17 protein-coding genes and 3 pseudogenes are annotated in these 23,498 nt (G+C 37.1%); 5 read left to right on the forward strand and 15 right to left on the reverse strand.

Annotated elements, in window-relative coordinates; all coding sequences use genetic code 11:
- The first annotated feature begins 35 nt into the window (after window positions 1–35).
- Together J7E63_RS13585 and J7E63_RS13590 are read left to right on the forward strand one after the other, a co-directional pair.
- Window positions 36–374 carry a replicative helicase loader/inhibitor gene (locus J7E63_RS13585; protein WP_215013051.1) on the forward strand — a complete coding sequence of 113 codons (339 nt, stop codon included), beginning with the start codon at window positions 36–38 and terminating at the stop codon, window positions 372–374.
- Window positions 280–669, forward strand: a complete 390-nt coding sequence (locus tag J7E63_RS13590) for a DnaB-like helicase N-terminal domain-containing protein (RefSeq protein WP_215013053.1) — start codon at window positions 280–282, stop codon at window positions 667–669. The genes J7E63_RS13585 and J7E63_RS13590 overlap by 95 nt, the downstream gene beginning before the upstream one ends.
- Here J7E63_RS13590 and J7E63_RS13595 read toward each other — a convergent pair.
- The 6 genes from J7E63_RS13595 to J7E63_RS13620 all read right to left on the reverse strand — a co-directional run bounded on the left by J7E63_RS13595 (window position 577) and on the right by J7E63_RS13620 (window position 11,978).
- Window positions 577–5,040 carry a coiled-coil domain-containing protein gene (locus tag J7E63_RS13595; protein ID WP_215013055.1) on the reverse strand — a complete coding sequence of 1,488 codons (4,464 nt, stop codon included), beginning with the start codon at window positions 5,038–5,040 and terminating at the stop codon, window positions 577–579. The genes J7E63_RS13590 and J7E63_RS13595 overlap by 93 nt on opposite strands.
- Complete coding sequence (locus J7E63_RS13600) at window positions 5,018–5,764, reverse strand: DUF6063 family protein (RefSeq protein WP_215013057.1); 747 nt, start codon at window positions 5,762–5,764, stop codon at window positions 5,018–5,020. Before J7E63_RS13600 ends, J7E63_RS13595 begins: the two co-directional genes overlap by 23 nt.
- Entirely contained in the window at window positions 5,761–7,275 is a 1,515-nt protein-coding gene (locus J7E63_RS13605; RefSeq protein ID WP_251033523.1) for a hypothetical protein, read from the reverse strand. Before J7E63_RS13605 ends, J7E63_RS13600 begins: the two co-directional genes overlap by 4 nt.
- Window positions 7,266–8,309, reverse strand: coding sequence for a Wadjet anti-phage system protein JetD domain-containing protein (locus J7E63_RS30340; protein ID WP_308161956.1), 1,044 nt, complete (start codon window positions 8,307–8,309; stop codon window positions 7,266–7,268). Before J7E63_RS30340 ends, J7E63_RS13605 begins: the two co-directional genes overlap by 10 nt.
- Window positions 8,310–8,552: 243 nt before the next feature.
- A complete protein-coding gene (locus J7E63_RS13615; protein ID WP_215013061.1) occupies window positions 8,553–9,899 on the reverse strand; it encodes an MmgE/PrpD family protein in 1,347 nt (448 codons plus the stop codon).
- 342 nt (window positions 9,900–10,241) lie between these two features.
- Window positions 10,242–11,978, reverse strand: a complete 1,737-nt coding sequence (locus J7E63_RS13620; RefSeq protein ID WP_215013069.1) for a sensor domain-containing protein — start codon at window positions 11,976–11,978, stop codon at window positions 10,242–10,244.
- 263 nt (window positions 11,979–12,241) lie between these two features.
- Here J7E63_RS13620 and J7E63_RS13625 point away from each other — a divergent pair.
- Window positions 12,242–13,114 (forward strand): annotated as a pseudogene (locus J7E63_RS13625) (YeiH family protein); the annotation flags it as partial.
- Between the two features lie 94 nt (window positions 13,115–13,208).
- On the opposite strand, the pseudogene J7E63_RS30150 reads toward J7E63_RS13625, so the two are convergent.
- The 3 genes and pseudogenes from J7E63_RS30150 to J7E63_RS13640 form a co-directional block, all read right to left on the reverse strand.
- Window positions 13,209–13,340 (reverse strand): annotated as a pseudogene (locus J7E63_RS30150) (Ger(x)C family spore germination C-terminal domain-containing protein); the annotation flags it as partial.
- A gap of 214 nt (window positions 13,341–13,554) precedes the next feature.
- Window positions 13,555–14,529, reverse strand: a pseudogene (locus J7E63_RS13635) (DMT family transporter).
- 6 nt (window positions 14,530–14,535) lie between these two features.
- Window positions 14,536–15,201: a GntR family transcriptional regulator gene (locus J7E63_RS13640; protein WP_215013107.1), complete on the reverse strand. Its 666-nt coding sequence runs from the start codon at window positions 15,199–15,201 to the stop codon at window positions 14,536–14,538.
- Window positions 15,202–15,729: 528 nt separating this feature from the next.
- On the opposite strand from J7E63_RS13640, the gene J7E63_RS13645 reads away from it, so the two are divergent.
- Window positions 15,730–16,230, forward strand: a complete 501-nt coding sequence (locus J7E63_RS13645; protein WP_215013072.1) for a hypothetical protein — start codon at window positions 15,730–15,732, stop codon at window positions 16,228–16,230.
- 674 nt (window positions 16,231–16,904) lie between these two features.
- On the opposite strand, the gene J7E63_RS13650 is transcribed toward J7E63_RS13645, so the two are convergent.
- The gene (locus tag J7E63_RS13650; RefSeq protein ID WP_215013074.1) at window positions 16,905–17,417 is read right to left on the reverse strand and encodes a hypothetical protein; all 513 of its coding nucleotides are present in this window, start codon (window positions 17,415–17,417) and stop codon (window positions 16,905–16,907) included.
- Window positions 17,418–17,600: 183 nt separating this feature from the next.
- Between J7E63_RS13650 and J7E63_RS30155 the strand changes: the two genes are divergently transcribed.
- Window positions 17,601–17,735, forward strand: coding sequence for a hypothetical protein (locus tag J7E63_RS30155; RefSeq protein ID WP_285289936.1), 135 nt, complete (start codon window positions 17,601–17,603; stop codon window positions 17,733–17,735).
- 122 nt (window positions 17,736–17,857) lie between these two features.
- Here the strand turns inward: J7E63_RS30155 and J7E63_RS13655 are convergent, their stop codons facing one another.
- The 5 genes from J7E63_RS13655 to J7E63_RS13675 all read right to left on the reverse strand — a co-directional run bounded on the left by J7E63_RS13655 (window position 17,858) and on the right by J7E63_RS13675 (window position 23,122).
- A complete protein-coding gene (locus J7E63_RS13655) occupies window positions 17,858–18,571 on the reverse strand; it encodes a hypothetical protein (RefSeq protein ID WP_215013076.1) in 714 nt (237 codons plus the stop codon).
- A gap of 17 nt (window positions 18,572–18,588) precedes the next feature.
- Window positions 18,589–19,743, reverse strand: coding sequence for a ParM/StbA family protein (locus J7E63_RS13660; protein WP_215013077.1), 1,155 nt, complete (start codon window positions 19,741–19,743; stop codon window positions 18,589–18,591).
- Window positions 19,744–20,112: 369 nt separating this feature from the next.
- Complete coding sequence (locus tag J7E63_RS13665; protein ID WP_215013079.1) at window positions 20,113–20,817, reverse strand: DUF421 domain-containing protein; 705 nt, start codon at window positions 20,815–20,817, stop codon at window positions 20,113–20,115.
- A 412-nt stretch (window positions 20,818–21,229) separates the two neighbouring features.
- Window positions 21,230–22,264 (reverse strand): electron transfer flavoprotein subunit alpha/FixB family protein, encoded by a 1,035-nt coding sequence (locus J7E63_RS13670; RefSeq protein WP_215013080.1) that lies wholly within the window; start codon window positions 22,262–22,264, stop codon window positions 21,230–21,232.
- Window positions 22,265–23,122, reverse strand: coding sequence for an electron transfer flavoprotein subunit beta/FixA family protein (locus J7E63_RS13675; RefSeq protein WP_215013082.1), 858 nt, complete (start codon window positions 23,120–23,122; stop codon window positions 22,265–22,267).
- Between the last annotated feature and the right edge of the window lie 376 nt (window positions 23,123–23,498).

Here is a 23,498-nt window from a genome sequence, read left to right on the forward strand (position 1 = left end):
CATGAAGGGAAAATTGTGTTAGAGGAGGAATCTAATTGACCAAGGAAGAGGTAGTCAAACTTTTAATACTTATTGAATCGGTTTATCCCAACTGCATTTTTAAGGACGAGACGGTCCAGCAATGGTTCCAATTTTGTTCTGAAATGGATTATGAAAAGGTAATGGCGAAGGTGAAAAACCACATTCGAAAAAGTCCTTTTCCACCTGCGATTGCTGATATTGCTGTATTCCCTTTAGAAGAAAATAATTTTCCAGAAACATTACAAAAATGGATGAGGAATGGATGGGAGAGAATTGAACACGAACGCGAACCTAACCAAAGATATCCATTACCTAATTGGCTTGCCGAATATTCAGCAAGAAAATCTGTTTGAAGCAGAAGGAATCCTATTAGGCGCGGTCTTTCTCGCTCCTGAACTGATTCATGAAATCACATTAGAGCCATGCCTTTTTTCGCAGAAACGAAATCAGCTCCTGTTTCAAGCGATGAAGGAATTGCAAAATAAAAATCCCACCTTCCATATCGAAAGTGAGATTTTTTTAAGTTTAAATCCTCAAATTAAAGATTGTGTTACCTTATTGAACGACTACCTCTCCCTGGTAAATCCGAAAGGCTGGAACAATCGTGTCCGAAACAATTTCTTTTCCTTTTTCACGAATGAAGTCTAATTTATAATAGGCATCAAATCTTTGGCTGATTTCTGTTTTCACAAGTTCAGGCGGAGTGACGACGATGAATTGGAACTTCAGTTTTTCGGCCACGGCGAAGATCGGGTCAAGGACATGTGCCGAGGCTGCTTGTCCGAACGGATTATCACAGACCAAAGGAACCCAGCTTTGATCGGTTTCACTTTTAACCGATAATAACATCATCATCATCACCATTCGAGCGGATAGCTTTTGTCCGCCGCTGCCATCGGATTTCGTCCTAGAACCTTGATTAATAGTCTGCCAGGTTGAATAATGCTCTCTTTGTGGTTTCCCGTACATAAAGGCATTATCCGTTCGCATATTATAGACGAGCAGCTCAGGATATCGATTTCGGAGTGATACAAATAAAATTTGCTCATCACTTATAAGTTGTTTTATTTCTTCGTCTAAGGCGCGATTATGATCATCAATCATATCAAATTGTTTAGTGATTTTGTTAATAGCAGCTACAAAATGCTGCTTTAGAAGTGGTTCGATATCTTCTGCCTTTTTAGGTAAGATGTCTTCTTTGAGCTGGACAAGCGGAAAGGATCCTCGTTCATTTTTCAGCTTCATTTTCGCAATCATAGAACGAATGGCCTCCGCAATGCTCATCACCTTCATGCTGGCACGGCTTGCCCAGAAGTTTTGAGCCTTTTCCGCCCTTTCTTTGTCGCGTTCTAATTGTTCCAACCCACTTTGTGAAAAACGCTTCATGTTTTTAACAATGCCTTGAATATGTGAATAATGCCTTGTATCCATATGATCGAGCGTTGTTAATACTTCATTTTTAAAGCGAATCTCCCAATCTTTACTTTCAATCGTGAGCTTTAAATTCCTTAATGATTGATCGATTTTGGCATGCTTCTCTTGGCCTTCTTCCTGAATAGCTTGGTGTTCTTCACACCAGGATAAGATACATGTTTTTCCTTGACTCTTAATTTTCTCTATATCATGATCAGTAAAAGCTGCTGCTTCCTCTTTGAGGATAACGGATAAAGTTAACAAATCCCCTTCAAATCCGGTAATATTACTTTCTGTCTCTTTTTGGCGTTTTTCTGTCTGCTTTAAATCTTCTTTCGTTAGTTTCGTTTGGTCTTTAATTTCTACAGCCTTTACTTCTAAGTCAAGATTTTCCCATTCTTCCGGCTGTTTTTCATGCTTTTCGACTTTCTTTCCAGACTTGTCACGCTGTTCGGTCGCATGCTTTAAGGACGTTTCAGCTACTGTTACAGTCGTTCCTTGTTCCCGTTCTTCTTTTTCCGCTGTCTTCGCTTCCTTTTGTGCGGTTTGTAGCATATTTTCTAATATACTGATAGGTTCATCTGGTTCTGGAACTTGATTCCAATCCTGATTATGGCCATTGAGCTTTTTCTCTAATTTCTTTTGCTGCTTTTGTTCGGTTTCTTTTTTTGCTTGAATAACGAGTAATTCTCTAGCCTGTTCTTCTTTTGATTTTTGGAGCTGTTTTAGCTCTCCAATACTTCCGTTTATCTCTTCTAATAAATGTTGTGAAAGATGAGGGACCTCATCACATTGGTCTGCTTTTTCATCAGTAGGAAAAACCGCATCTTCAATAAAGAACCTGATCTCCTTTATAGTTTGTTCGGTTGTCAGCTTCCATTCTACATACGTTTGATTCCACTGGTTTTGCAGTTCAACTGTATTTTGGAGCTCCTTTCCTATTTCTTGTTGCTGAATGGACAAGGCATCCTTTTGTTTCTCTTTCTCTAATTTCACCCGTTTATTTTCTTGATGAAGAGTTTTTTCTTGATCAAAATCCTCTAATGTTTCCACATCTTTTGTAAGCTTTTCTATCTTACCTTTTGTATTCTCCAGCTGTTCTTTGAGCTGAAGCTGTAATTCTTTTTCTTTTTGTTCTTGTGTTTTGATTTTCTGTAATTCCGTTTTCTTAGAAAGAAGTGCGTTTTGTTCCTGATTGAGAGCTTTTTCGATATCAATAGAAAGATCGCTTGATAAAAATCGATCGATTTCCTTTAAAACACGACGTAAGGAGGTTTCTGTTTTTTCAATTTCAAGGAGTGTATCTTTCTTTTCTTCTATTTGTTTAGCAATCTTTATTTTCCAGTTGGTGAATTGGTTTTTATCCGTTAATAGGTCTTGCTCGGTTCCGTTAATGATCACAAAGGAAGTTTGATGATATTCGCTGTTCATTTCCTCCCGCAAGAAAATCGGAACAGGACTTTTGAACATTCTTCCGGAAAGAACCTGCTGATTTATTTTTTGCCATTGCTGCCCGCTTACGACCAAACCGTATGGAAGGAGTGGATACTTCATAAGGTTATTCGCTAGGTCCTCTGCACGTAAGGATTGGAGAAATTGGGTACCATAAAACACATCAATGCCAGTCTTCTCATCGATCCATTCCTTTAATTCTTTTACATCTTTATTGGCTACCCAAAAGGGCTCATCGTTTAAGGAATGGTCGAGTTGTGTTTCCCATAGTTCTTTTTTAATTTGTTCAGCTTGTTGTCGGTTATTGCTTAGTATTCCTTCTATTTGTATAGAATACTTCGATAAGAGCGAGTGAGTAAACGGCGCTGTCGCATCATCTAATAAACCATGAAGTTTATCTAATAATTTTGCTTCTCTTTGCATTTGCTCTTCATTTGCTAGGTTTAATTCTTCACATTTTTCTTCTGAAAACTGAATCGATTGGACGAGGGTACCATGTGAAGTGGCAAGTTGGTTTTGCCGTTCACTAGATTCTTTATCTTTTGCTTGCACCTCTACTAATCTAGCCTTTTTGTCTTCAATTTGTTTAAAAAGACTTTCGATCAATCCCTTTAAGTCATAGCTTAAGCGGTCGCCAAATGCTTGGATTAGTGCCGCTTCCTTGGACTCAAAGGCATGCATCTGCGTGTAAAGAAAATCAATTTCAGTACTAAGCTGAGCAATCTTTTTTGTCTTTTGTTTATCCTGTTGCGACAGCTCCGTTCCTTTTTTCTTTAAGAACTTTTGATATCCCACATACTGCTTAATCGCTTCTTGTATGGATAAATAGGACTGCTCCCATTGCTTTTTAGCTTCTTGTTTGATTTCTTCCATTCTTTGATTCACTTGCTCTAAGCCACTATTTTGTTCCAATGTGGCTATCTGCTGGGAAAGAGAGCGAATGGTTTGTTCGTTTTCACTCCACTCTTTCAATAAAGCCTGAAATACTAACGCTTCTTTTCGCTCCTGTTTCTCTAGAACGTTGGCTTGTAAGGAAGTATGCTTCTTCCTTTCTTCCACTAATTTCTTTTCCCAATCCATAACTTCTCTGTGAGCTTTTGCATACTCCAGGTTGTCTTTTTGATAGCGTAGTTCTGCTTGCCTTATGATTAATTTCTCCATGTCTTTTTCTAAAGTAAGCAGCATTTCCTCTTCCGTTTGCTTCAAATGCTGTAGCGCACCCAGCAGTTGTCTTCCTGCCTGTATACTTGCTTGAACAATTTCTTTATGTTCTACACCTTTAGCTAGATGCTCTTCAAATGGGACAATGTCTTCTAAAAACTCTTTATGGGCTTGCTCTCTTTTTAAGAGAACAGGCAGGTCCTTAGCGATACTTGCCTGACTCTTGAAAATCTCCACAAGATCATTCTTTTGATGTTCCGTCCTGTGCAAGACTTGACTAACAGTGGGAACAATTCGTTTTTGGAACAGGGAATGATCATCCTCCGCTCCCTCAAAGTATTTCCCAACGCCGCCCTCATCCTTGTTAATTTCCTTCATAATATCCCAGTCTTTACGGTTAATTCCGTATGTATCAAGGATGCGATAGTGCTTCTTCGTATCTCGGTAAACGTCATATCCATTCCATTTTAAATAGTCCTTTAAACTTTCGATTTCAGCAACCTCATCATTATCGTAGAGTGGAATATGCTCAAGCGCTGCCTCTTCTTTCCGTTCAAATTCTCTCGTATAAAAGGTAATAGTAGGGATTATTTTTGCTTCCTGTTCCAATGTTTTACTTTCATATCCACTTTCTTCACTCATCGAGATCCGTTGTTCGGCTGAGAACATTCCTCCAGTTATCAGATACCGACGGTCAGCACCATCCAATTCCCATTGAATGAGAACATGAAAGGTATAGGGAATAAATTGTTCTTTATTATTAAAGAAGAACTGTTGATAATAACGATTGTTTTGTTTCCCCCACGAAGTCCCAGGTTTGAGTATTTGGAAGATCGTTTGAAGGAACACACCTTTCCCGCCCCCATTCATCATCGCTATAAGGGCATTGGTTGATGTCTCTTCATTATGGAAATTAAAAGTGGTATCTTTATATTGCTTTTGCATGCCATCATACTTCAGGTTAACAATTCTAATTCGATGGATCTTCGGCATGCTCATCCTCCTCTGTTGTCATTAATTGCTTAAAAACTTCATAACGGTCATAATCGTGATACAGGTATTCAATTCGCTCAAAAAGCTCTTGTTTTGGTATCACCTTAGCTATATCGTCCCGATCAAGAATGACGATCAGCCCCTCCGTCTCTAATAAACGCATAGCTCCGGCAATTAAACCGATTCTTGTTCGTCTATTGCCTTTTTTTACTCCATAATCGTCCGTGTCAACCTCCATGTATTTCCAGGTGGTTACAACTTCCTTCATATCAATTCGTTCGTTTTCCCCGAAGGTCGGTTTAGCTTTAAGAATGCTATCCCATTGAATCATTAGGTCGTTGACTTGCCGTTCTAATGCGTAAAAGCTAATCCCTTCCCGCTTCGTGCGAATTTTTGCAGCCTGGTTGCGATCGATGGCAGCTAAAAATGACATAATGACAACACTGATAAGATGAAAATGTTTCTTATTTTCGACTTGTCGATGCTTTTCTTTCATATGGGTAAAATTGGTAGCAAAGACGGAGCCAGTAGGCTGGACAACTAATTGGATGCGTTTTGGCGATTCAATGATATATGTACCAGATTCGTCTGCTAATAAAAGAACTGTCTGTCTCACTTCTGGATCGAAATAAGTCTGGAAGTGTTCACTATTCTCGTCGATTACTTTATCTTTTAATAAAGTAAAATAGACAGCGGATGCTCTTTTGATCGTTTCTGCATTCATCCTTTCTCCTCCTGTACACATAGTTTAAAAGGGGTCATTTTCGTTTGATACCATAAAAAAGGCTCCGCTTTATGATCAAACTCGGTAAAGATTTTTGTGCCCTCAAAAGTTTGAAATTGAGGATATTCCTTCATTAGTTTATAAATAAGAATTTCCCTCTCATCGCTTAATGTTTCTTCCTTTCGATACAGCACTTGAACCTTCAGCGGCTTTTTATCGAACATCATCCATAAATCAATCGTTTCAGATTCTTCAAACCATAAATCCTGCACTTCTAATGGCAATGTCGCTAAATCAGCTAACGAAAACTCTCCGTTGGTTTGTAAAAATTGAAAAACATAACTCCATGCCTTAATGACCGATTCCCAGTTCGTCACACGCAGACGAGTAATGCTTTCTTCTGCCTCTTCTTCAATTACGGCATCGGTTAGTTGTTTTTCATCGAATTCTTGCTCACCCCAAATCCAATCGAGCGGCAAAATAAATTCATTCTTCGGTGAAAATAAAGGAGAAAGCACCGTTTCGATTTCCGTAAAAGTTTGAATTCCATTCTTCATGAACCAATTTTCATAAATATGCTCTCGAAAGGAGACCAAACTGTTTTCCCAAAACAAGGAAGGGTTTTCCACTTTTAATTTCATTTCATAGGAAATATTTTGAATAACCAGCTTAGCAAAACGATCGTGCAATTGCCTTGTATGGCCAATTTTTTCTTGGAGAAGAATCAATTCTTTCTGAATATAATCATCTTCTTCATTTCTTCGTTTCGTTTTATCGATCATACTAGTGATGGTACGGAAGTGGTTTTTTTCTTCTTCAAATTGCTTTTCAATTTCCACACGATTGTCAGCCCGTTGCCAATCCTCTTCCATCAATAAGATTTTGGGATTGTTGATCATTTCCTTTTGAAAGGAGAATTCCTTTGCCATTAAGCGGTTTACTCGTGAAATGAGGTGATCGAGGTTTCGAGTAGCTTTTCTAAAATTTCCGTTTTTAATCAGCTGCATACTGTAGAGTTGTTCAATTGTTATCGAGAATTCCTCAGCCATTTCCCTGCTCATAAAAATCATTTCCTGAGCAACATCCGTGAGTTTATAAACAATGGATCCGCCCATCTCTAAATTCGTATATAATTCATCCATTGTGACATATCGGAAGACCTGGGTCTCCCAGGATTGTCTTATTTCATCGTAATATAAGGCTTCAAACGGTTTACTATACTCTTCTTTCCCCTGATACAGGAGCCCGCTTGTCATCCGTTCAATTTGCTTATCGTCTGCTAAAAGCTTCATTTGCTTAATGGAATCTTCCACCATATACTTGATATCTGACTTGCGTCTATGATCATCATCATTTAATTCTCTATAAAAGATGGTCAGTAGCACTTGCATGAGAATGGTTTGGATATGAGGTTTAAGCTCACCCACTTCCATTCCCCTCCCAAGCTCAAACAATGGATTTAATCGTTGCATTCGCTTGCCGAATCCTTCCCATGATTCGTTCACATCCATCGCCTCCATGTTTCTATGTTTAAGACTTCTTGTGGGATCCGCTTATTTTCTTGCCATAATTGCATTAATAAGACTTGCTCCTCTTCCGTAAACCATTGAAAGAATGCATCACGGTATTTGCTGTTTTGTGTTTGCCCTTGTTTTTGGTCGTTCTTTTGTACTAGACATTCAAGCATTTTGCGATATATTTTTAAAGCAGGCTGAATAAAGCAATCCGAGTATTTTTCGATAAGCCGAATGAGGATCCCGTATCCTGCGGCATCAAGGTCTCCTGCGTAATAGAAAAGATAGGGTTTGGGCGGAAACATTCTGAAGAAAAAGGAAAAGCTCCGTTCGATTTTAGTCCCGTCACCATATATGATTAGTTCAGGTTCATAATCGAGTTGATTGGCTTCCAATAACTTAATGGAAGTATGAAAGAATGATAGATTTTCGACGATCAGAATCCGCTGAATATCTTTTATTTCTTTCCCTTGTTTCATCCAAAATACAAAAGGCTCCCCGTAATTCACCATTTTAAGTTGCTCTTCAGATACTCCAATTCTAGCTAAAAACCCTTTTCCATCCGGAAAGCTATCATTGTCTAGTAAGAATTTTTCATGACCAAAGAGCTCCAGACTTCTTTCTTCGAATGACACGTTTTCCCGTTCCTGACTGGACTTTAGAAAAGTATAAACATGTTGGATTCGATTCCATTCGTCTTTCGTTTGCCATTCGGGATGCCGTTCATAAAAGGAAAAATCAAACTGATCACCTAATTTCATCATTTCGAGACGATCCCATTTAAGTGTCTGAACTTTTATATTAACCCAGTAATATAAGGCAAGCGCTGGGCTTCTTCCATTATATTGATTATTTGGAATAGGAATCAGTTGTCCTTCCGCTTGCAATGTTTCAATGGCACGATAAAACAACGAATAGCCGTCCATTTCAAAATAATCATCCAAAAGCTTGCGCAACTGAAGTTCTAGATCGTTAATATTTATTTTCTTTTTTTGGTTAGGGTGTTGAATATCAGCTATAAATCCTCTCACCCGTGTTTCAATGATGTCGATAATAATTCACCTACTTTAATCTCTTAGTGTCATAGAAATAGACTTTTACTATCCCATTTGTACATCCCTTTATTATAAACTAGTTGAGTGATGGTTGGTAAATGAAATTTTCTTGATATAATGTTGTCTGCATAGAGATTTGGAGTCAATCAACGACAACAAAAAGGATCAGTCCCCCAAAGGAGTAATACTTTACTCGATTGGGGACCTGACCCTTAAGAACTATTGAATAATCATTGGTAATCTATTCACTTCATCAAAATCTAGATTATGGCTTAACGTATCCCATAGCACTTCAGGATCGGCTACGTTTGCATACTGACAACATTCGATAAATTTCTTCTTAACTTCATCAAAAGATGTTTCAGGGTGAATTCGTTCTATATGTCTTTTTGTAACTTTGGCGGTTACTATCTTAATATCACCTAAAGGAATTCCAGGCGTATCAGCCTGTGTTTGCTCAATTTTTATACGATTAGACAAATCTAACACTTCAGGATCCATAAGGGCCCTCTCCGTCAAATTATTCAAGTGAACACTCCCATGAACATATGTAAATGCCACCATAAAGGGAATACTAAATTTAGCATCCTCTAATGTTTTAGGATGACAACGATCCTCAAGTGGTTGACATAACATATTCGCCGTTTCATTTACCCCTATTACAATTTGGTCAATTTCATCATGCCTAAAATGGTTCCGAAGTACAAGGGCAGAGTTAATAAATGGATGTGAGTAACGACAGCTAGGGTAAAGTTTAATAGATGTATCGGAAAACGCCCACGTTACAGTGTCCAATAATACGCTTCGTTGTTTTTCATTTAAATTCTTCCCAAAATAATTTAGAAAGAGACCCGACTTCCCATCCAGACAGCTTGCTGGTGCTGTCACCCCTTCTCGAGCCAATAATGCTGCTTGAACACCTCCCATTGATGAAAATGCTGGATAAATGGATCTAGCTTGGGAACCAGTCCCAACACCTGGCTCTTTACCGCCAGCTACTTGCATATATGCCAGTCCTAAGGCATGAACTAATTCATTATCATTTAATCCAAGGACCAGTCCAGCAGTTATGGCTGCACCTAAATAACCAAACAGTTGACTTAAGAACCATTTGGAATCCGTACCAGTACCCCTGGGTTCGATTGCATATCCCAGTCGACACAATAACTCGTTTCCTAGTGCAACTGCAGTAATAAGATCCGTACTCCTTGAATCCTCAGCGTCAGCAGCTGCTAATGCGGCAGCTAATGTAACAGGGGTTGGATGGATTCTAGCTAAATCATTGATATCATCATAGTCTAAAGCATGTGCTAAAGCCGTATTAGCAAATGCAGCATAGGCGGGGGGTAATTGATTCTCACTTCCTATTACTCGACCCGTCCCACCTTTTACACCAATAGAAAGACCCGCTATAGATTTTAAAGCGATAGGTGCTCCTGTATAAGAAGCTAAGGAAATGGCAATTGTATCGCATATATGAAGAATCACCTTTTCACGAATTTCCTCTGGCAATCCTCGTTTTTGTCTTTGACGAATAGCATGTACAATCTCATGGCTTAATGACAAAAATAGCACCTCCTAGTGTTAATTGATGTTACTTTAAGTTAGGTCATATGATCATCTAGGTGCGAAAGTTTGGTTATAATCTACAGTTCCGATTCAATATTTATAATTTCCCGAGAACTAAATGTATATTTTTTCAACTTCCTATGACTATTATACGACAAGGAAGCCTACTTTCGGGTTGTTCTCTGAATTGTTTCAATCCTTAGAATTAAATAGAAAAAAGGCTTGAAGAATCAAGCTTTTTATTTTGGTAAGGCTTCTTGTTTAGAAACTCGTATCATAATAAAATATTTTCCCACCATTAATGGCTCCCCCCACGGCTTTAAGCTTAAGGGCTGGGGGTCAGACTCCAATACCCTTGTTAAAATTTATTAAAAAATCCTCCGCTTGGTTTGCTGGTAAAGCTTGGCTAAAGTAATATCCTTGAACTTGGTCACATTGTTGTAACCGAAGGAAATCTAATTGCTCCTTCGTTTCAACGCCTTCTGCAATTACATATTTGTTTAAACTATGAGCCACTTGAATGATCGCCTTCACAATGTTTTTATTCTGTTCATATTCAGGTAAGACTCTAACAAATGATTGATCAATTTTAACAAAATCAAGAGGCAATTTACTTAAATAACTTAGCGAAGAAAAACCCGTTCCAAAGTCGTCTAATGTTAAATGAATACCCATTGATCTTAATTTATTCAATATTTCTATCGTTTTTTGGACATCAACCATAGCAATCGATTCTGTTATTTCAAGGTTCAAATATTTTGAATCAAGATGGGTCTCTTTTAAAATTGTTTTTACCGTATCTAAAAAATCTATATCTAAAAACTGCCGGACAGAGATATTTACACATATAACAACAGATGGATATCCCGTCTCTTGCCAAAGTTTATTCTGCCTGCAAGCTTCCCAGAGGACCCAATTCCCAATAGGAACAATTAAACCTGTTTCTTCAGCTATCGGAATAAATTCACTAGGCGAAATGAAGCCTTCCTCCAAATCATTCCATCGAATCAAAGCTTCAAAGCCCGTAACTTTATGGATATGGATATCAATTTCAGGCTGGTAATACAACCGTAACGCCTGCTCCTGTAACGCTTTTCTTAACTTATTTTCTATTTGCACCTTTCTAATGTTGGTTTCCGCTTTATTAAGGCTATAAAACTGATAATTGTTTTTACCCTTACTTTTAGCATCATACATCGCCATATCTGCATTTTTAATGAGACTTTCCACCTCAAGTCCATCCTGAGGATAAAAGCTAATTCCAATACTTGGAGTAATATACACTTCGTTACCTGATAAAACAAAAGGAGAAGACAATGTTTCATGAATCTTATTTGCTGTTCGTTCTGTTTCCTCTTTAGTGGTGTTATTTAATAAGAGAATAAATTCATCTCCGCCCTGACGGCAGATTAAATCATTTTTACTTACAGAACGCATAAGTTTTTCTGCTGTTTGTTTTAATAAAATATCACCTACACTATGCCCAAACGTATCATTGACCACTTTAAATCGGTCTAAATCAATAAATAAGACAGCTAACATTTGCTTAGCCTTTTCAGCACGAGCAATAGATTCTTTAAAACAATCGCGAAAATAATTTCTGTTTAGCAATCCCGTTAATGTATCATGATATGCCAGATGTTTTATTTTTTCTTCGTTCTTTTTTCGTTCTGTTATATCATGGGCCAGCAGCACTATTTGTTCCACTTCCCCATTTTTTTCAGTATTAGGGATACCTTTCGTCTCGACTACTACTATATGACCATCTTTATGGATCAACTTAATTTCAACTTGATCACTAATTTTATTTAGCACTCTAGTATGTAACGTTTTCAGTGTTTTAACGCGATCTTCCCTATGAATAAACTCAAAAACGAATTTCCCTTCGCATTCTTTGGAAGAATAACCAACGATTTTTTGAAAAGAGGGAGAGGCATACATTATTTTTCCGTTCGTATCTAGGATAGTGATTAATTCGGATGCATTTTCAACAATCAGCCGATATTGCTGTTGATTTTCTATAGCCGCTTTAATCCCCTTTTGAATTAAGTAGTAATATAGAAATCCACTTAACAATATATAAAAAGACCCCTTCGCATTTTGCAGCCACTTTACTTCTGACTTAAAGAAATATATCAATACCCAATCAGATAACAAAACCCACAAAACGCTAATCGCCATATATATGATAACAATGCGAAATGCAGTTTTCTGATAGTATGTCCAATTTCTCCACATTACGATTTACCAATTCCCTTCATGTGTCATACTCAAACGCAATCGGTCTTATTTAGAGTCCTTCATAAACTTATTTTTAACCGTAAGTTCAGATAAATAACATTTTACTTGCTTTGGTTTATAGACAAGTGTTTGGATACCCAGAGAGATTACGTACTGGTATTCAATTTTCATCCAAAAAACTGCTAAGATTGGCCATCATTCTTTATGGTTTAAAGCTTAACATGATCGGCATATTTCATCAGGGTTTTCCACTATTGCTAAGAGTAGCCGTAACAATCATTTTTTCAATCGTTGTTGTTCTGATGATACTTGCCAAATGGCTCAAAGCAGATCTTAATCTTTCTTTATTATTAAGTGTTGGAACAGGCATATGTGGCGCTGCTGCCATCGCAGCCGTATCGCCAATTATAAAAGCAAAAGATGAGGATACGGCAATGGGAGTCGGTATCATCGCTTTAGTAGGAACAGTTTTTTCAATTATCTATACGTTACTATTTCCTTTTTTACCTATTAGTCCTATAGACTACGGGAATTGGGTTGGAATTAGCCTTCATGAGATTGGCCACGTTGCTTTAGCAGCTGCGCCTGCTGGCCAGGATACTCTTGCAAACGCTTTACTCGCCAAACTTGCACGTGTGTTTCTATTAATTCCTCTTTGTTTTGTCCTTATGTTTTGGATGAAAAAGAAAGGAAAAATGGAGGGAGAGGCAAAATTCGAGTTTCCATGGTTTTTAATTGGTTTTATGGTTATGAGTTTTGTGGGGAGCTATATTATCGGAAATGAGGTTGTAGTATCAAAAAAACTTATGTCAGATATTGCAGTTTTCACTTCATTTTTATTAACCATGTCTATGACCGGCTTAGGATTAAATATTAGCTTAAAAGAATTACGTACCAAAGCAATACGTCCACTTATCGCAATAATTATTACATCCTTTCTTCTTTCCTTGCTAACGTTTTATAGTCTTTAACTTGAAAATATGGAATATCAAAAAAACAACGTACCATAATATGGGTCATTCATTGGACGCGTTCTCCAATCTGAGTACGGGCCCACCCAAGCTATTATTCTTCCGAGTTAAGGATCTGCACGTCGAAATTCGGTTCGATCGACATTACTGGAAAGTCTTTGCGCCAATTTATAGACTTCCAAATGTTCGGATTGTATGCCTTTACTTGCCTTCCGATGCCGAGAACGTCGCAATTCGCTTTTTACAAGCTATGAAGAACAATAAAAAAAATCCCACAAATTGTATGGGATTAATTTTATTACCAACTATATACACTAGGAAATTCTTTCGGTTCATTATAAAAATGATTTATATTGCCCTGCAATTGGTTGACTACTAGGAAACCGATGAAAATTTCATAGTGAAAAAGCGATGCCTTCTTTCAGCATCGCACCCTTTATTTAGTTAAAATTAACTGACTGATCTAAATAACTTTCCACTCTTTTATTTGAAACATAGCTATGCAAAATCATTCCAAAGATAACGATCAAAATACCGCCCCAGGATAATGTAGAAGGAAGAGGTATAGATAGAAATATTAGTTCCCCCACTAATGCAAAAACCACTTCCATTGATTGCGTTGCTTCAACAGCAGCTAACTTTTGCATATTTCCTCTTACCATATCTGTAGCCATGAAAAATAAGACAGTCGCAATGACTCCTGAAAAAAATCCTACCATTAACGATTGAAGACTTTGCCCGCCACTTGGTACTCCAACGGTAAACAAGCCATACAAGGAAAGTAAAAACCAGAATGGAAGACTTGCTAATGTCATACCTAAGACTTGTTGATATGCATCTAAACGCCCTTCACAAACATCCATCATTTTCCGATTCCCTAAAGGATAGGCAAATGATGCGATTAGAATCGGGACAACTCCCAATAATAGATTTTCTAAAGAAAGTAGCTTTGCATGTTCCATTTGCATGAGAACAATACCTAACAGAATGATCATTGACATGATTAGACCTCTAAAGGAAATTTTCCCTCTTACTTGTTATGGACCATGCTTTGTGTGATTCGTTTCAAAAAATAACGGTGCAAGTAATGCACCAGAAATAATCGTAATTTGCCATGTACCAGCGATCAGCCAACCAGGTGAATAAGCAGAGGCAAAACATAATGGAGCATAGAATAACCCGAAACCAACAAAGCTCCATAACATCCATTTTCCTGGTTTTTTTCTCATTTCCTTTAAGAGTGACCGTAGATTTTTTCTCACGATTACAATACACAAAAGGAATGGAACCATAAAAATATATCGGAGTGAGGCACTCCAAATCCAACTACCACCAGACAGCTCCATAGATGCATTAAGAACAAATGTAAAGGCAAAAAAGAAAGCTGCACATATACCTATTAATATTGATTTCAACTGAACTCACCTCGGCTCCGTTTGGTGTGTTAATAGTTCGCCAAGACTTAGCCAGTTTTCTTCTACAAGACGGACTACTCTTTCATGTTCTTGATTTTTACAAGATGATATAATTTGATCGTGCTGTTCTACCGATTTTAACCCTTTGAGCGAAATAAATTGTGAGATTTCTAATCGTTGAATTTTAGGTATGATACGTTCCAATGCCAAGGCAATTTCAGGGTTAGCAGCCGCATCTAGGAAAACCTTATGAAAAGCTCCATCTGCTTCAATGGCCTTAATCACATCACCTTTTCCAATGGCTACTCTCAAAGTCTTATTGCTAAATTCTAATTCTTCAATATCCGTTTCCTTCAATAAAGGATTTGCAAGTCGAGCAGCTAAAGCATGTAAAGCTGCTACAACCGTAAAAGCATGTTTCGCCTCCTCTAACTTTAATGGTGCTACGCGAGTAGAAGATCCTGGTAGTGACTCAACAAGTCCTTCGTCTTCAAGTCGTTTTAATGCTTCCCTAACAGGAGTACGACTAATTCCAAACTTCTCTGCTAATTCTTTGTCATTTAGGCGTTCTTCTGGTTGTAATTCCAAGGTAATAATCGACTTTTTTAAAGTTTGATATACTTCATCTCTAAACGACAAACGTTTAATTGGTTTTATCATGTCTTTTTCCATAAAACCAATATATCGCATATCGGTTTTTATTACAATCAATTATTTTTCTTCTTCCACTTAACTGTACCCTTTACTTGAATAAGAAAAATGTGTAATTCCTATATTGAAGCAAAGCCCCCTGTTTTTTTAAGTACGATTCTTCACATTCTGTTTTGTAAATTTATTCAAAAATAAACGATGTCAATCATTTACCTATCAACCTGTACTCTCATAAATGTGTATTTACCTATATAATAGTTATTTCTTGGTAAGCTCCATACAGACCTTATAAAATTATTAGCTCTTTCATGGTTTATCAACAATAAACATTTTTTCACTTATGAATCACCTTAAACTTACTATACAGAACATTTTCTTAACCTTATGGTGTCATATAGGTATTGACCTGCATATGGTACACCAAGTAATTGTCAAATGTTTATTGGGGGAGTTATTTGTTCAGGCAATTCCAAGAACAAACGTATGGTAACTATACTTATGGAACAAAGTTAATTAGCCATTATCTTTTTAAAGTAATGGAGGTATTGTATGACAAATTTTTATTCTTTTCACGGGACTGTCACTATGATTAGTGATTTTTTTACAGGACAAAATGGTGAAGGTGAAGGCTGTTATAAATTAATATCTGTAGAAAACGGATTGGGAGCATTAGTAAATTTCGTGGTGTCACCCACAACCTACTTTGTTGACCATGTAATGGTGGCAGTAGGAGATCGCGTGACTGGATATTATGATGGAAATGCACCTGCTCTTCTGATTTACCCTCCACAATATCAAGCACTTGTCATGGTAAAAGATAGCCCATATCAGAATGTAAAAGTAGATTATTTTAATAGTGAGTTGGAGAGTAGTGATGGACGATTACGATTAAATATTTCTCCATATACTCAAATAGTATTAACAAATGGGCAACTCTTTTCAAGAACCCCTGCGAACAGAGATCTAATTGTTATATACGGACCTGTCACAAAAAGTATCCCCGCCCAAACCACACCCTATAGAATTATAGTTTTGTGTTTACGGTTATAATAGAAAATTCCTGTTTAGAATATTAATTGGTATACAAAAACACAAAAGACTCGTCCATTTTGTTCTAAGTCCAAAGCACCCGTTATCCATCCTTGCAGCCAAGATGTCCACTACAGAGGATCGAATATAATGCGAAATTCTGGTTTAGCTAAACTGCTTATTAACACAACAAGGAGCTGCCAAATGGCAACTCCTTTCTTTGCACCCGTTGATAAAGATTAAGGTATATATTTTCCAATTTCTTTATCATTTTGACTTAAACAAAAAGGAAATATTTGTTAGTCGGTAAAACAAAAAAATTTCTTTTATTTAATAGAATTTAATAAAAAATAGCAGAACGAAATACAGTCTTTACTTTCCAAAATAAAGCATTATTCTTAATATGCAGGAAATTCTTATCCATTATAACTATTTATCGCCTTCGTTTTTGTTTCAATAACATGAACAAAGTCTTGAATAATATCATTTAACGTCATCTGACTAGTATCTTTTCCCAGAATGATAGAAGTATTAAATATTCCAAATTATGAGAGCAAGATAAGGATATTAGGAGGCCAGCATTGAAAAAAATCAAATTGTTGAACTATATTTTAATTACGTTCCACAATGGTGGCTACAATTGCCCCTTTAGTATTATATGTACATTGTAAATATAACAGCGAAAATTCGCTGTTCTACTTAAACAAATTAAATGCCATTTTTGTGTTGGATTCAAATAAATCCATAAATCCTTTTTGTGCAGTTTTAAATTGATTTACAGCCTCTTCACGAATCTTTCTTTGCTGTTCGATACTATTTTTAATCGATTGTTGGAACTGCTCTTGTGACTGATTTAATAAATTTAAACTTTCTTTGTATGGAGTGGAGGTTAACTGTTGAACACGGATATTTATTTCATCTAGTTGAGCATACCACTTTTCGAAAGTTTGGCTTGCTTGTTCACCGTAAACTGTTTCAACATTTTGCATTACATAATCGCGAACATCTGCAATTAATTTTTTCTGTTGTTCTTGGATAAAGTCCATTCCTTCAGCAATTTTCTCCAATGATTCTTTTTGTGTTGTAAATGCTTGAAGCAAAAGATTTTCTATTTCTTTTTGAGAATCGGTCACCTTGTCCAAACTGTTTGTCCAAATGTTTAATAGAGATTCACCAAAATTAGTAACGAACTCATTGTTTAATTCCATTATAAAAAACCTCCTAATTAATAAAAAACACTATATGTAATTTACACCTATATGAGAAGCTTGTCAATTAGTTATTGTTTAAAGTATATACTTTTTCTTCACATATTTACCCTAACTTTATTTAGAATTAATTGGGGACCATAAGTGTTAGCAAAAATGGAAAAAGTGGAGGAGACAAAGTAAATGGCTCAAAACTTAGAAATGTTTGAAATGTGGAAAAACTATTTTAACCACTCCAGTACCCTAATCGATGAAAAAATGAAAGAACAATTTCCATCTCAGGCCATGGGGCAGCGATTTTGGAAACAAAGATTTTAGGATTTGTAAACTAATTAGTGGAGTACAGAAGTTGGTTCCTTCTTCCGTTTACAACGAACGTCCAAGAGGAATCTCTTGGACGTTTTATTAAAGTAGCAGAGCATCACTCCGCTATTTCATATTTAAAAATCCATATCTATAACTTCTTTAATAGTCCCTTTTACTTGATCACTTTTGACTAATTGTCCTTCTTTAATATCTTTCGCTTCTTCCGCAGGTTCAATGGCAGGATTATACTTATTTGGATTGGTAACCGGACGGAAGGTAAGTTCCTTTTTAAGTAAGTTAATCTCGTCTAAAAACTCTCTGCGGAGGGAGTTTAACAACGTTTGGAATTCTTCCTTGTCTAATTTTTGCTCACCCAGTTTCGTTACAAAATCCCGCAACTCGGTTTCTTGGCCGGACCCCATCTCATTAGGATCTTCAACAAGACGGGATGCGAATTTTTGTTTAAGTAAGTTGATCTCACCTAAAAACTCTTCACGAAGTGTATCAAATAAGGTTATTGCCTCTTCTTCTTTTTCCACTTTATCTAAATCATGCTCAACAAGATTTGTAATATATTCCTCCAGCTCATTTGCTTGTGCTTTTTGCTCAAGTATTGAATACACCTTTGGAGAGATTTTCAAAGTTTCTAAAGTAAGCAATACACGTTCGTATTTACTTCCTGATTCCTTATTCATTAATCTGACCTCATCCGTTTGGTGATTAACAGCAGTTAGAAAAAAGTTCGATAGTACGTAAAATGGTGAAACCATCTGTGCACCTAGATGTGAATACATATTGTTTAATCCGCCAAAGAACTTTTCACCAAGAAGATGATCTTTGTTGTTCATACATTCTCCTCCTCTTCTTAAGCGAAAACTAAGTTTGTTTCATGCCTGCTTATTATTTCTAGACCATATAAATTTAACTTTCTTGTATCTTGAAGGAATAGATGATTTTGCTCTCTAATTTCGTCTCCATACCTTATATTGATCGATTCTTGGATGAATCGTTTAAGGATGCTGGCTATTCCACCAATATAAACATATTTATAGACCTTATCTTTAGGTGATGGGAATGTGTTTTCAATTTTCGTTATTAAAATTTGCGTGTACTCCCTTAATGACTCATGGATTTGCTCTGTGAGATCAACCTTTTTACCGCTATTTCCATCCCTTTGCTCCATTTTTGTTTTCTCAATGTTATTGATAATGAATTCTTCTAGTGAACGAACATCACCAAAGTACTCGAGTAACTTTTCACTTCTTAGTTTCTCAATGTGTTTTAGATACGAAATGTCTGCGAAGCAATTCAATGATTCCCTGCTTTTAGGAGCTTGAAGTCCTAATTGAAGCAATGCAAGATCAACAGTCCCTCCGCCTAAATCCACAATTAGAGTTTCAAAGTTTTGAAATGAATTTGCTTCCTCACGATCTTGTAAATCAAAATCTTTTTTAATTGCCCAACGAGCAACTTCACTTTCAATCCGGCATTTGCTTGTTTCGACATGAATGGATACAACTCTTTCAAATCCTGGTGTTAAAATCGTAACTTTGTGCTCCCCTTCAAATCGACTTGCCATTTTATTTTGCATATCACTGAACTTGTTCGTTTTCTTAAGCAACCAAATTGGAAGCATGGTTGAAAAATAATTAATGTTCACCCGTTTATCTTCAATGCCGTTCCCTTTTAATACATTGTAATAAGCTGCTGACGCTAGGAACATCACATAGGGAATCTCAGATTCCGTTTTATCATGAAGTTTGTTGATATGACTGTTTCCTAATGCTTGTTTTTCCGCTGATTCGCCCACCAGATAATATTTCTCTACACCGTCTATCGTAGTTGAAATGAGTAAACTTTGAAGAAGGGATTGGGGATCATGGAAAGTAGACGGAAAGTGGCCGTCTGCCTTTTCCCTCGTTATTTCTACTACATTTGTAGGAATCTCAAAATAATAACCGTCCACAAGGGTTTGAAAGACCGAATTACCAAAATCGACATTTTGACGTTTTATATCCATTATTTCTCCTCTTTTCATGTTTTTTCCTCATAATGATTATATATTTTTCTATTCTATATGTCTAAAGATGTTAAAAATTTAGATTATTATAAATTAATATTCGACATTATCCTTCCTATAAATATTGCGAAAGCCTATAAACGCACACGGGATATACAGAGGGCATGTGGAGGTGGTACGGATAGCGTTGCGCCTGCGATTCGTCAGCAAGAAGCAGCTAGAGGACGAAGGAGTCCAGAACTCCATCATAATTCTAATAACTGGTTTTATGATATGGACAAATTACCAATCCAATCAAAAACTGGCTACTCCTGTATAATTGGATTGGTATCCATTTTTCACAACTTATTATCAATTAGCCTTTCCAAATTATTCAACATCTGTAGGTGAAGTTATTTTATCTTCATATTTGTCTACAAAAAGGTAACCACCGCTATTGACTACAGCATAATAAATTTCTTCTATTCGTAAATTTCTTCTTTTGAATTCAGCTTCAATCCACTCACGGTTATAGATGCCGGAAGCGTTCTTTTCGATGATTTTCCCGTCCATAATTAGTTCAACTGGCAGCGACTCTGATGAATTGGGCAAATTTAAATCTTTTTTTATTACATTTTGAAACGGTATCTTTTTAAGAATGGATAATTCCCCGCTCACTTCTAGTAATGCGTATTCCACTTCAAATATATTAAAGATATCCTTTTCCCTTAAAAGCTGATTAAGGTCGTCAATCGAGAATTTAACCTTTTTCATATTTTTGTCTAGTAATTTTCCTTTTTCTATTAGCAGGGTTGGTCTACCAGATAACCATTTTCTAAAACTTCGACTCCTAGAAGATAACACCATGAACAAATAAAACATTAAAACTAATACAAGAAATGAAATTAGCATTTCTTTGAACTTTATATTTGTATCAAACCCCATGTTAGCTATAAAGGAACCAATTGTAACGGATAATGCAAAGCTATAGTGGTTTTTATGAGAGTTAATATGCTTTCCAATAACCAGAGTAACGAGTATTAAAATCATAAAGCTGACAGCTGTTCTCAGAATGGGTATAAGTGTATCTTCCATTTAAATCTCCTGTTTACTGATATTGTTTAACCATCTTGTATTTGAACTCAACTATAGTATAAATCAGCAGCTAAAGAGAAATGTAAACATCCAAATATCGTTAATTATTTTTACTTTATTATAAATGAAAGAATGGAATTAAAGAGAATAATGGCAAAAGGCTGTTTTTATCATAAAATATCCCCTTTTAATTAATTTATCTTTCCAATAAGCTAATTTATTTATCCATCTATTCCAGATTTCATTAGGCTTCTATTATAGATATATATAGGAAAAAGCCTCATGAGTGAAAAATCACTATGAGGCTTTATTATAGGGTTATCGTGAGTAACAAATAATTTATTGTGTGAACTAAAGACTCCGACCTTTTTGAGAATTTTTATTTTATGTTTCTCGCCCCGGCATCATTCCATCAACCTTCGCTGGTATTGCTTACCTTTTCTCTGGATAAAGCCTTTTTAAACTGTTCGATTAGAATAGGTACGATTTCAAAGGCATCGCCTACAATTCCATAATGACAGGTCTGAAAAATGGGGGCTTCTTTGTCCTTATTAATGGCAATAATTAAACCGGAATTTTTCATTCCCACAATATGTTGAATCGCACCGGAAATTCCAATTGCAAAATAAATTTTTGGCGTTACCGTCACACCGGTTTGACCTACTTGATGAGCGTGATCGATCCAACCCGCTTCCACCACATCCCTGCTGGCACCAACCGCTCCTCCAAGAGTTTCTGCTAATTGGTGTATTAACTGAAACCCCTCGTGACTCCCTAAACCTTTTCCGCCTGCAACAATAATATCCGCTTCGTCGATTCTTACTTTCTTTACCGTTTCCTTTACAATTTCCAAGACTTTTGTCCGAATATCTTCTTCTTTTAGGGATATTGTTTCTTCGATGATCTTGCCTGTTCTCCCGGACTCTGGGGTCAGCGCTTTCATGACTTTGGCGCGGACTGTCGCCATTTGGGGCCGATATTTTTTACATAAAATCGTCGCCATAATATTTCCGCCAAAAGCCGGCCTGCTCGCCAATAGTAACCCCGTTTCCTCTTCAACATCCAGCTCTGTCGTATCTGCTGTCAAACCTGTCGGCATATCGGTGGCCACTGCACTTGCCAAGTCTTTACCCGTTGAGGTGGCCCCGTAGAGGATAATTTCTGGTTTATATTTTTCAGTACATTCCAGCAGCGCCTTCATGAAGGACTCGGTCCGGTAATGTTTAAAGATGGGCTGATCATAGACATACACTGTATCTGCTCCGTATTCAAAAACGGTCTTCGTTAAATGTTTAACATTTTCTCCTATTAGAATACCGGCCAATTCCACTCCCCGTTTGTCTGCCAACTTTCTGCCGGCACCCAATAGTTCAAGGGAAAGGTGCGCAACAACTCCATCTTTTTGTTCAATGAACACCCAAACACCTTTATAATCTCGGAAATCCAATTACATTTCCTCCTTTGATTCAAACAATTCTTTCTTTTCAAGCATGACAGAGACCAACTGCTCTACTTGTGCCATTGGGTTACCTTCAAGGAACGTTCCCCCTGCCGGCTTTTGTGGAGCCCAAACTTTGGAGACAATCGTTGGAGATCCCTTCAAACCAAGCTGCTTCACATCAACCTCTTCCAGGTCATCAACAGACCAGATATGAGGTTTATATCTGGCAGCTTTTATCATGTTTGGAAGCGGAGAATACGGCACTTCATTGATTGTTTTTTCAACGGAAAACAAACACGGCAATGTGGATCGGACGACTTCATATCCGTCCTCCAACTTGCGATGGACAATGGCATATCCTTCTTCTTGATTGATTTCCACTACTTTGTTCACAGAAGTCAGCGGGGGAATATCAAGCCTCCGCGCAATTCCAGGTCCGACTTGCCCGGTATCTCCATCAATGGACATTTTTCCGCAAATGATCAAATCTATCGGCTTAAGTTTTGCAATTTTTTCAAGTGCCTTTGATACGGCATAGCTCGTTGCCAATGTATCCGCACCCGCAAACCGGCGGTCCGTGATCAAATAGCCCTCATCGGCGCCTATTTCAATGCACGTTTTAATTGCGTTAACCGCCGGAGGCGGCCCCATTGTTACGACTGATACGATTCCCCCGTACCTTTCCTTTAGACGAACTGCCTCTTCAACAGCATGAGTATCATACGGATTCAATATCGCAGGCGCCGTCCTCCGGTCCATCGTGTTTGTCTTTGGATTCATCTTGATAATTTTGGTGTCAGGCACTTGCTTGATACAGGCTACAATATGCAGTTTTAACCCCTCCCTTTTAATTAAAAAGAACATAGTTCCTTTACTTACCGCAATATGAAACTTTTCGGCAGAAAGACTTTTTACGCCCGTTTACATTACTTTATTAAAAGAGATGTCCTTACATTCGAATTTTCTGACAAATATCTATGTAAATGTTGCCAATGAAATGCCAAACTAAGAAAAAAACTGGATTGAAAGCAAAAATCACATAAAGCAAATGTGGGGGCTATCAATTTTAATTGTAGAGTAAGAAACTGATTTCAATGGGATAGCCTCACGGCTGTCTCTTTTACTTTCAGTTCTCCGGGTAGAAAGGTCGCCCAATTGGCGACTCAAACCCCCACAGAACCCGGCGTGCGGATTTCCCGCACCGGGCTCTTCAGAAATTGCTTCACAGTTTCGCGTACAT

Source organism: Bacillus sp. ISL-75 (genome assembly GCF_018613095.1).

What these genes read in the sequence shown, in the direction of transcription:
- J7E63_RS13590 (WP_215013053.1), top strand. Translation starts at nt 280, where the DNA reads ATGGATGGGAGAGAATTGAACACGAACGCGAACCTAACCAAAGATATC.
- J7E63_RS13595 (WP_215013055.1), bottom strand. Translation starts at nt 5,040, where the DNA reads ATGCCGAAGATCCATCGAATTAGAATTGTTAACCTGAAGTATGATGGC.
- J7E63_RS13600 (WP_215013057.1), bottom strand. Translation starts at nt 5,764, where the DNA reads ATGAATGCAGAAACGATCAAAAGAGCATCCGCTGTCTATTTTACTTTA.
- J7E63_RS13605 (WP_251033523.1), bottom strand. Translation starts at nt 7,275, where the DNA reads ATGGATGTGAACGAATCATGGGAAGGATTCGGCAAGCGAATGCAACGA.
- J7E63_RS13640 (WP_215013107.1), bottom strand. Translation starts at nt 15,201, where the DNA reads ATGGAAAAAGACATGATAAAACCAATTAAACGTTTGTCGTTTAGAGAT.
- J7E63_RS13645 (WP_215013072.1), top strand. Translation starts at nt 15,730, where the DNA reads ATGACAAATTTTTATTCTTTTCACGGGACTGTCACTATGATTAGTGAT.
- J7E63_RS13650 (WP_215013074.1), bottom strand. Translation starts at nt 17,417, where the DNA reads ATGGAATTAAACAATGAGTTCGTTACTAATTTTGGTGAATCTCTATTA.
- J7E63_RS30155 (WP_285289936.1), top strand. Translation starts at nt 17,601, where the DNA reads ATGGCTCAAAACTTAGAAATGTTTGAAATGTGGAAAAACTATTTTAAC.
- J7E63_RS13655 (WP_215013076.1), bottom strand. Translation starts at nt 18,571, where the DNA reads ATGAACAACAAAGATCATCTTCTTGGTGAAAAGTTCTTTGGCGGATTA.
- J7E63_RS13660 (WP_215013077.1), bottom strand. Translation starts at nt 19,743, where the DNA reads ATGGATATAAAACGTCAAAATGTCGATTTTGGTAATTCGGTCTTTCAA.
- J7E63_RS13665 (WP_215013079.1), bottom strand. Translation starts at nt 20,817, where the DNA reads ATGGAAGATACACTTATACCCATTCTGAGAACAGCTGTCAGCTTTATG.
- J7E63_RS13675 (WP_215013082.1), bottom strand. Translation starts at nt 23,122, where the DNA reads ATGTTCTTTTTAATTAAAAGGGAGGGGTTAAAACTGCATATTGTAGCC.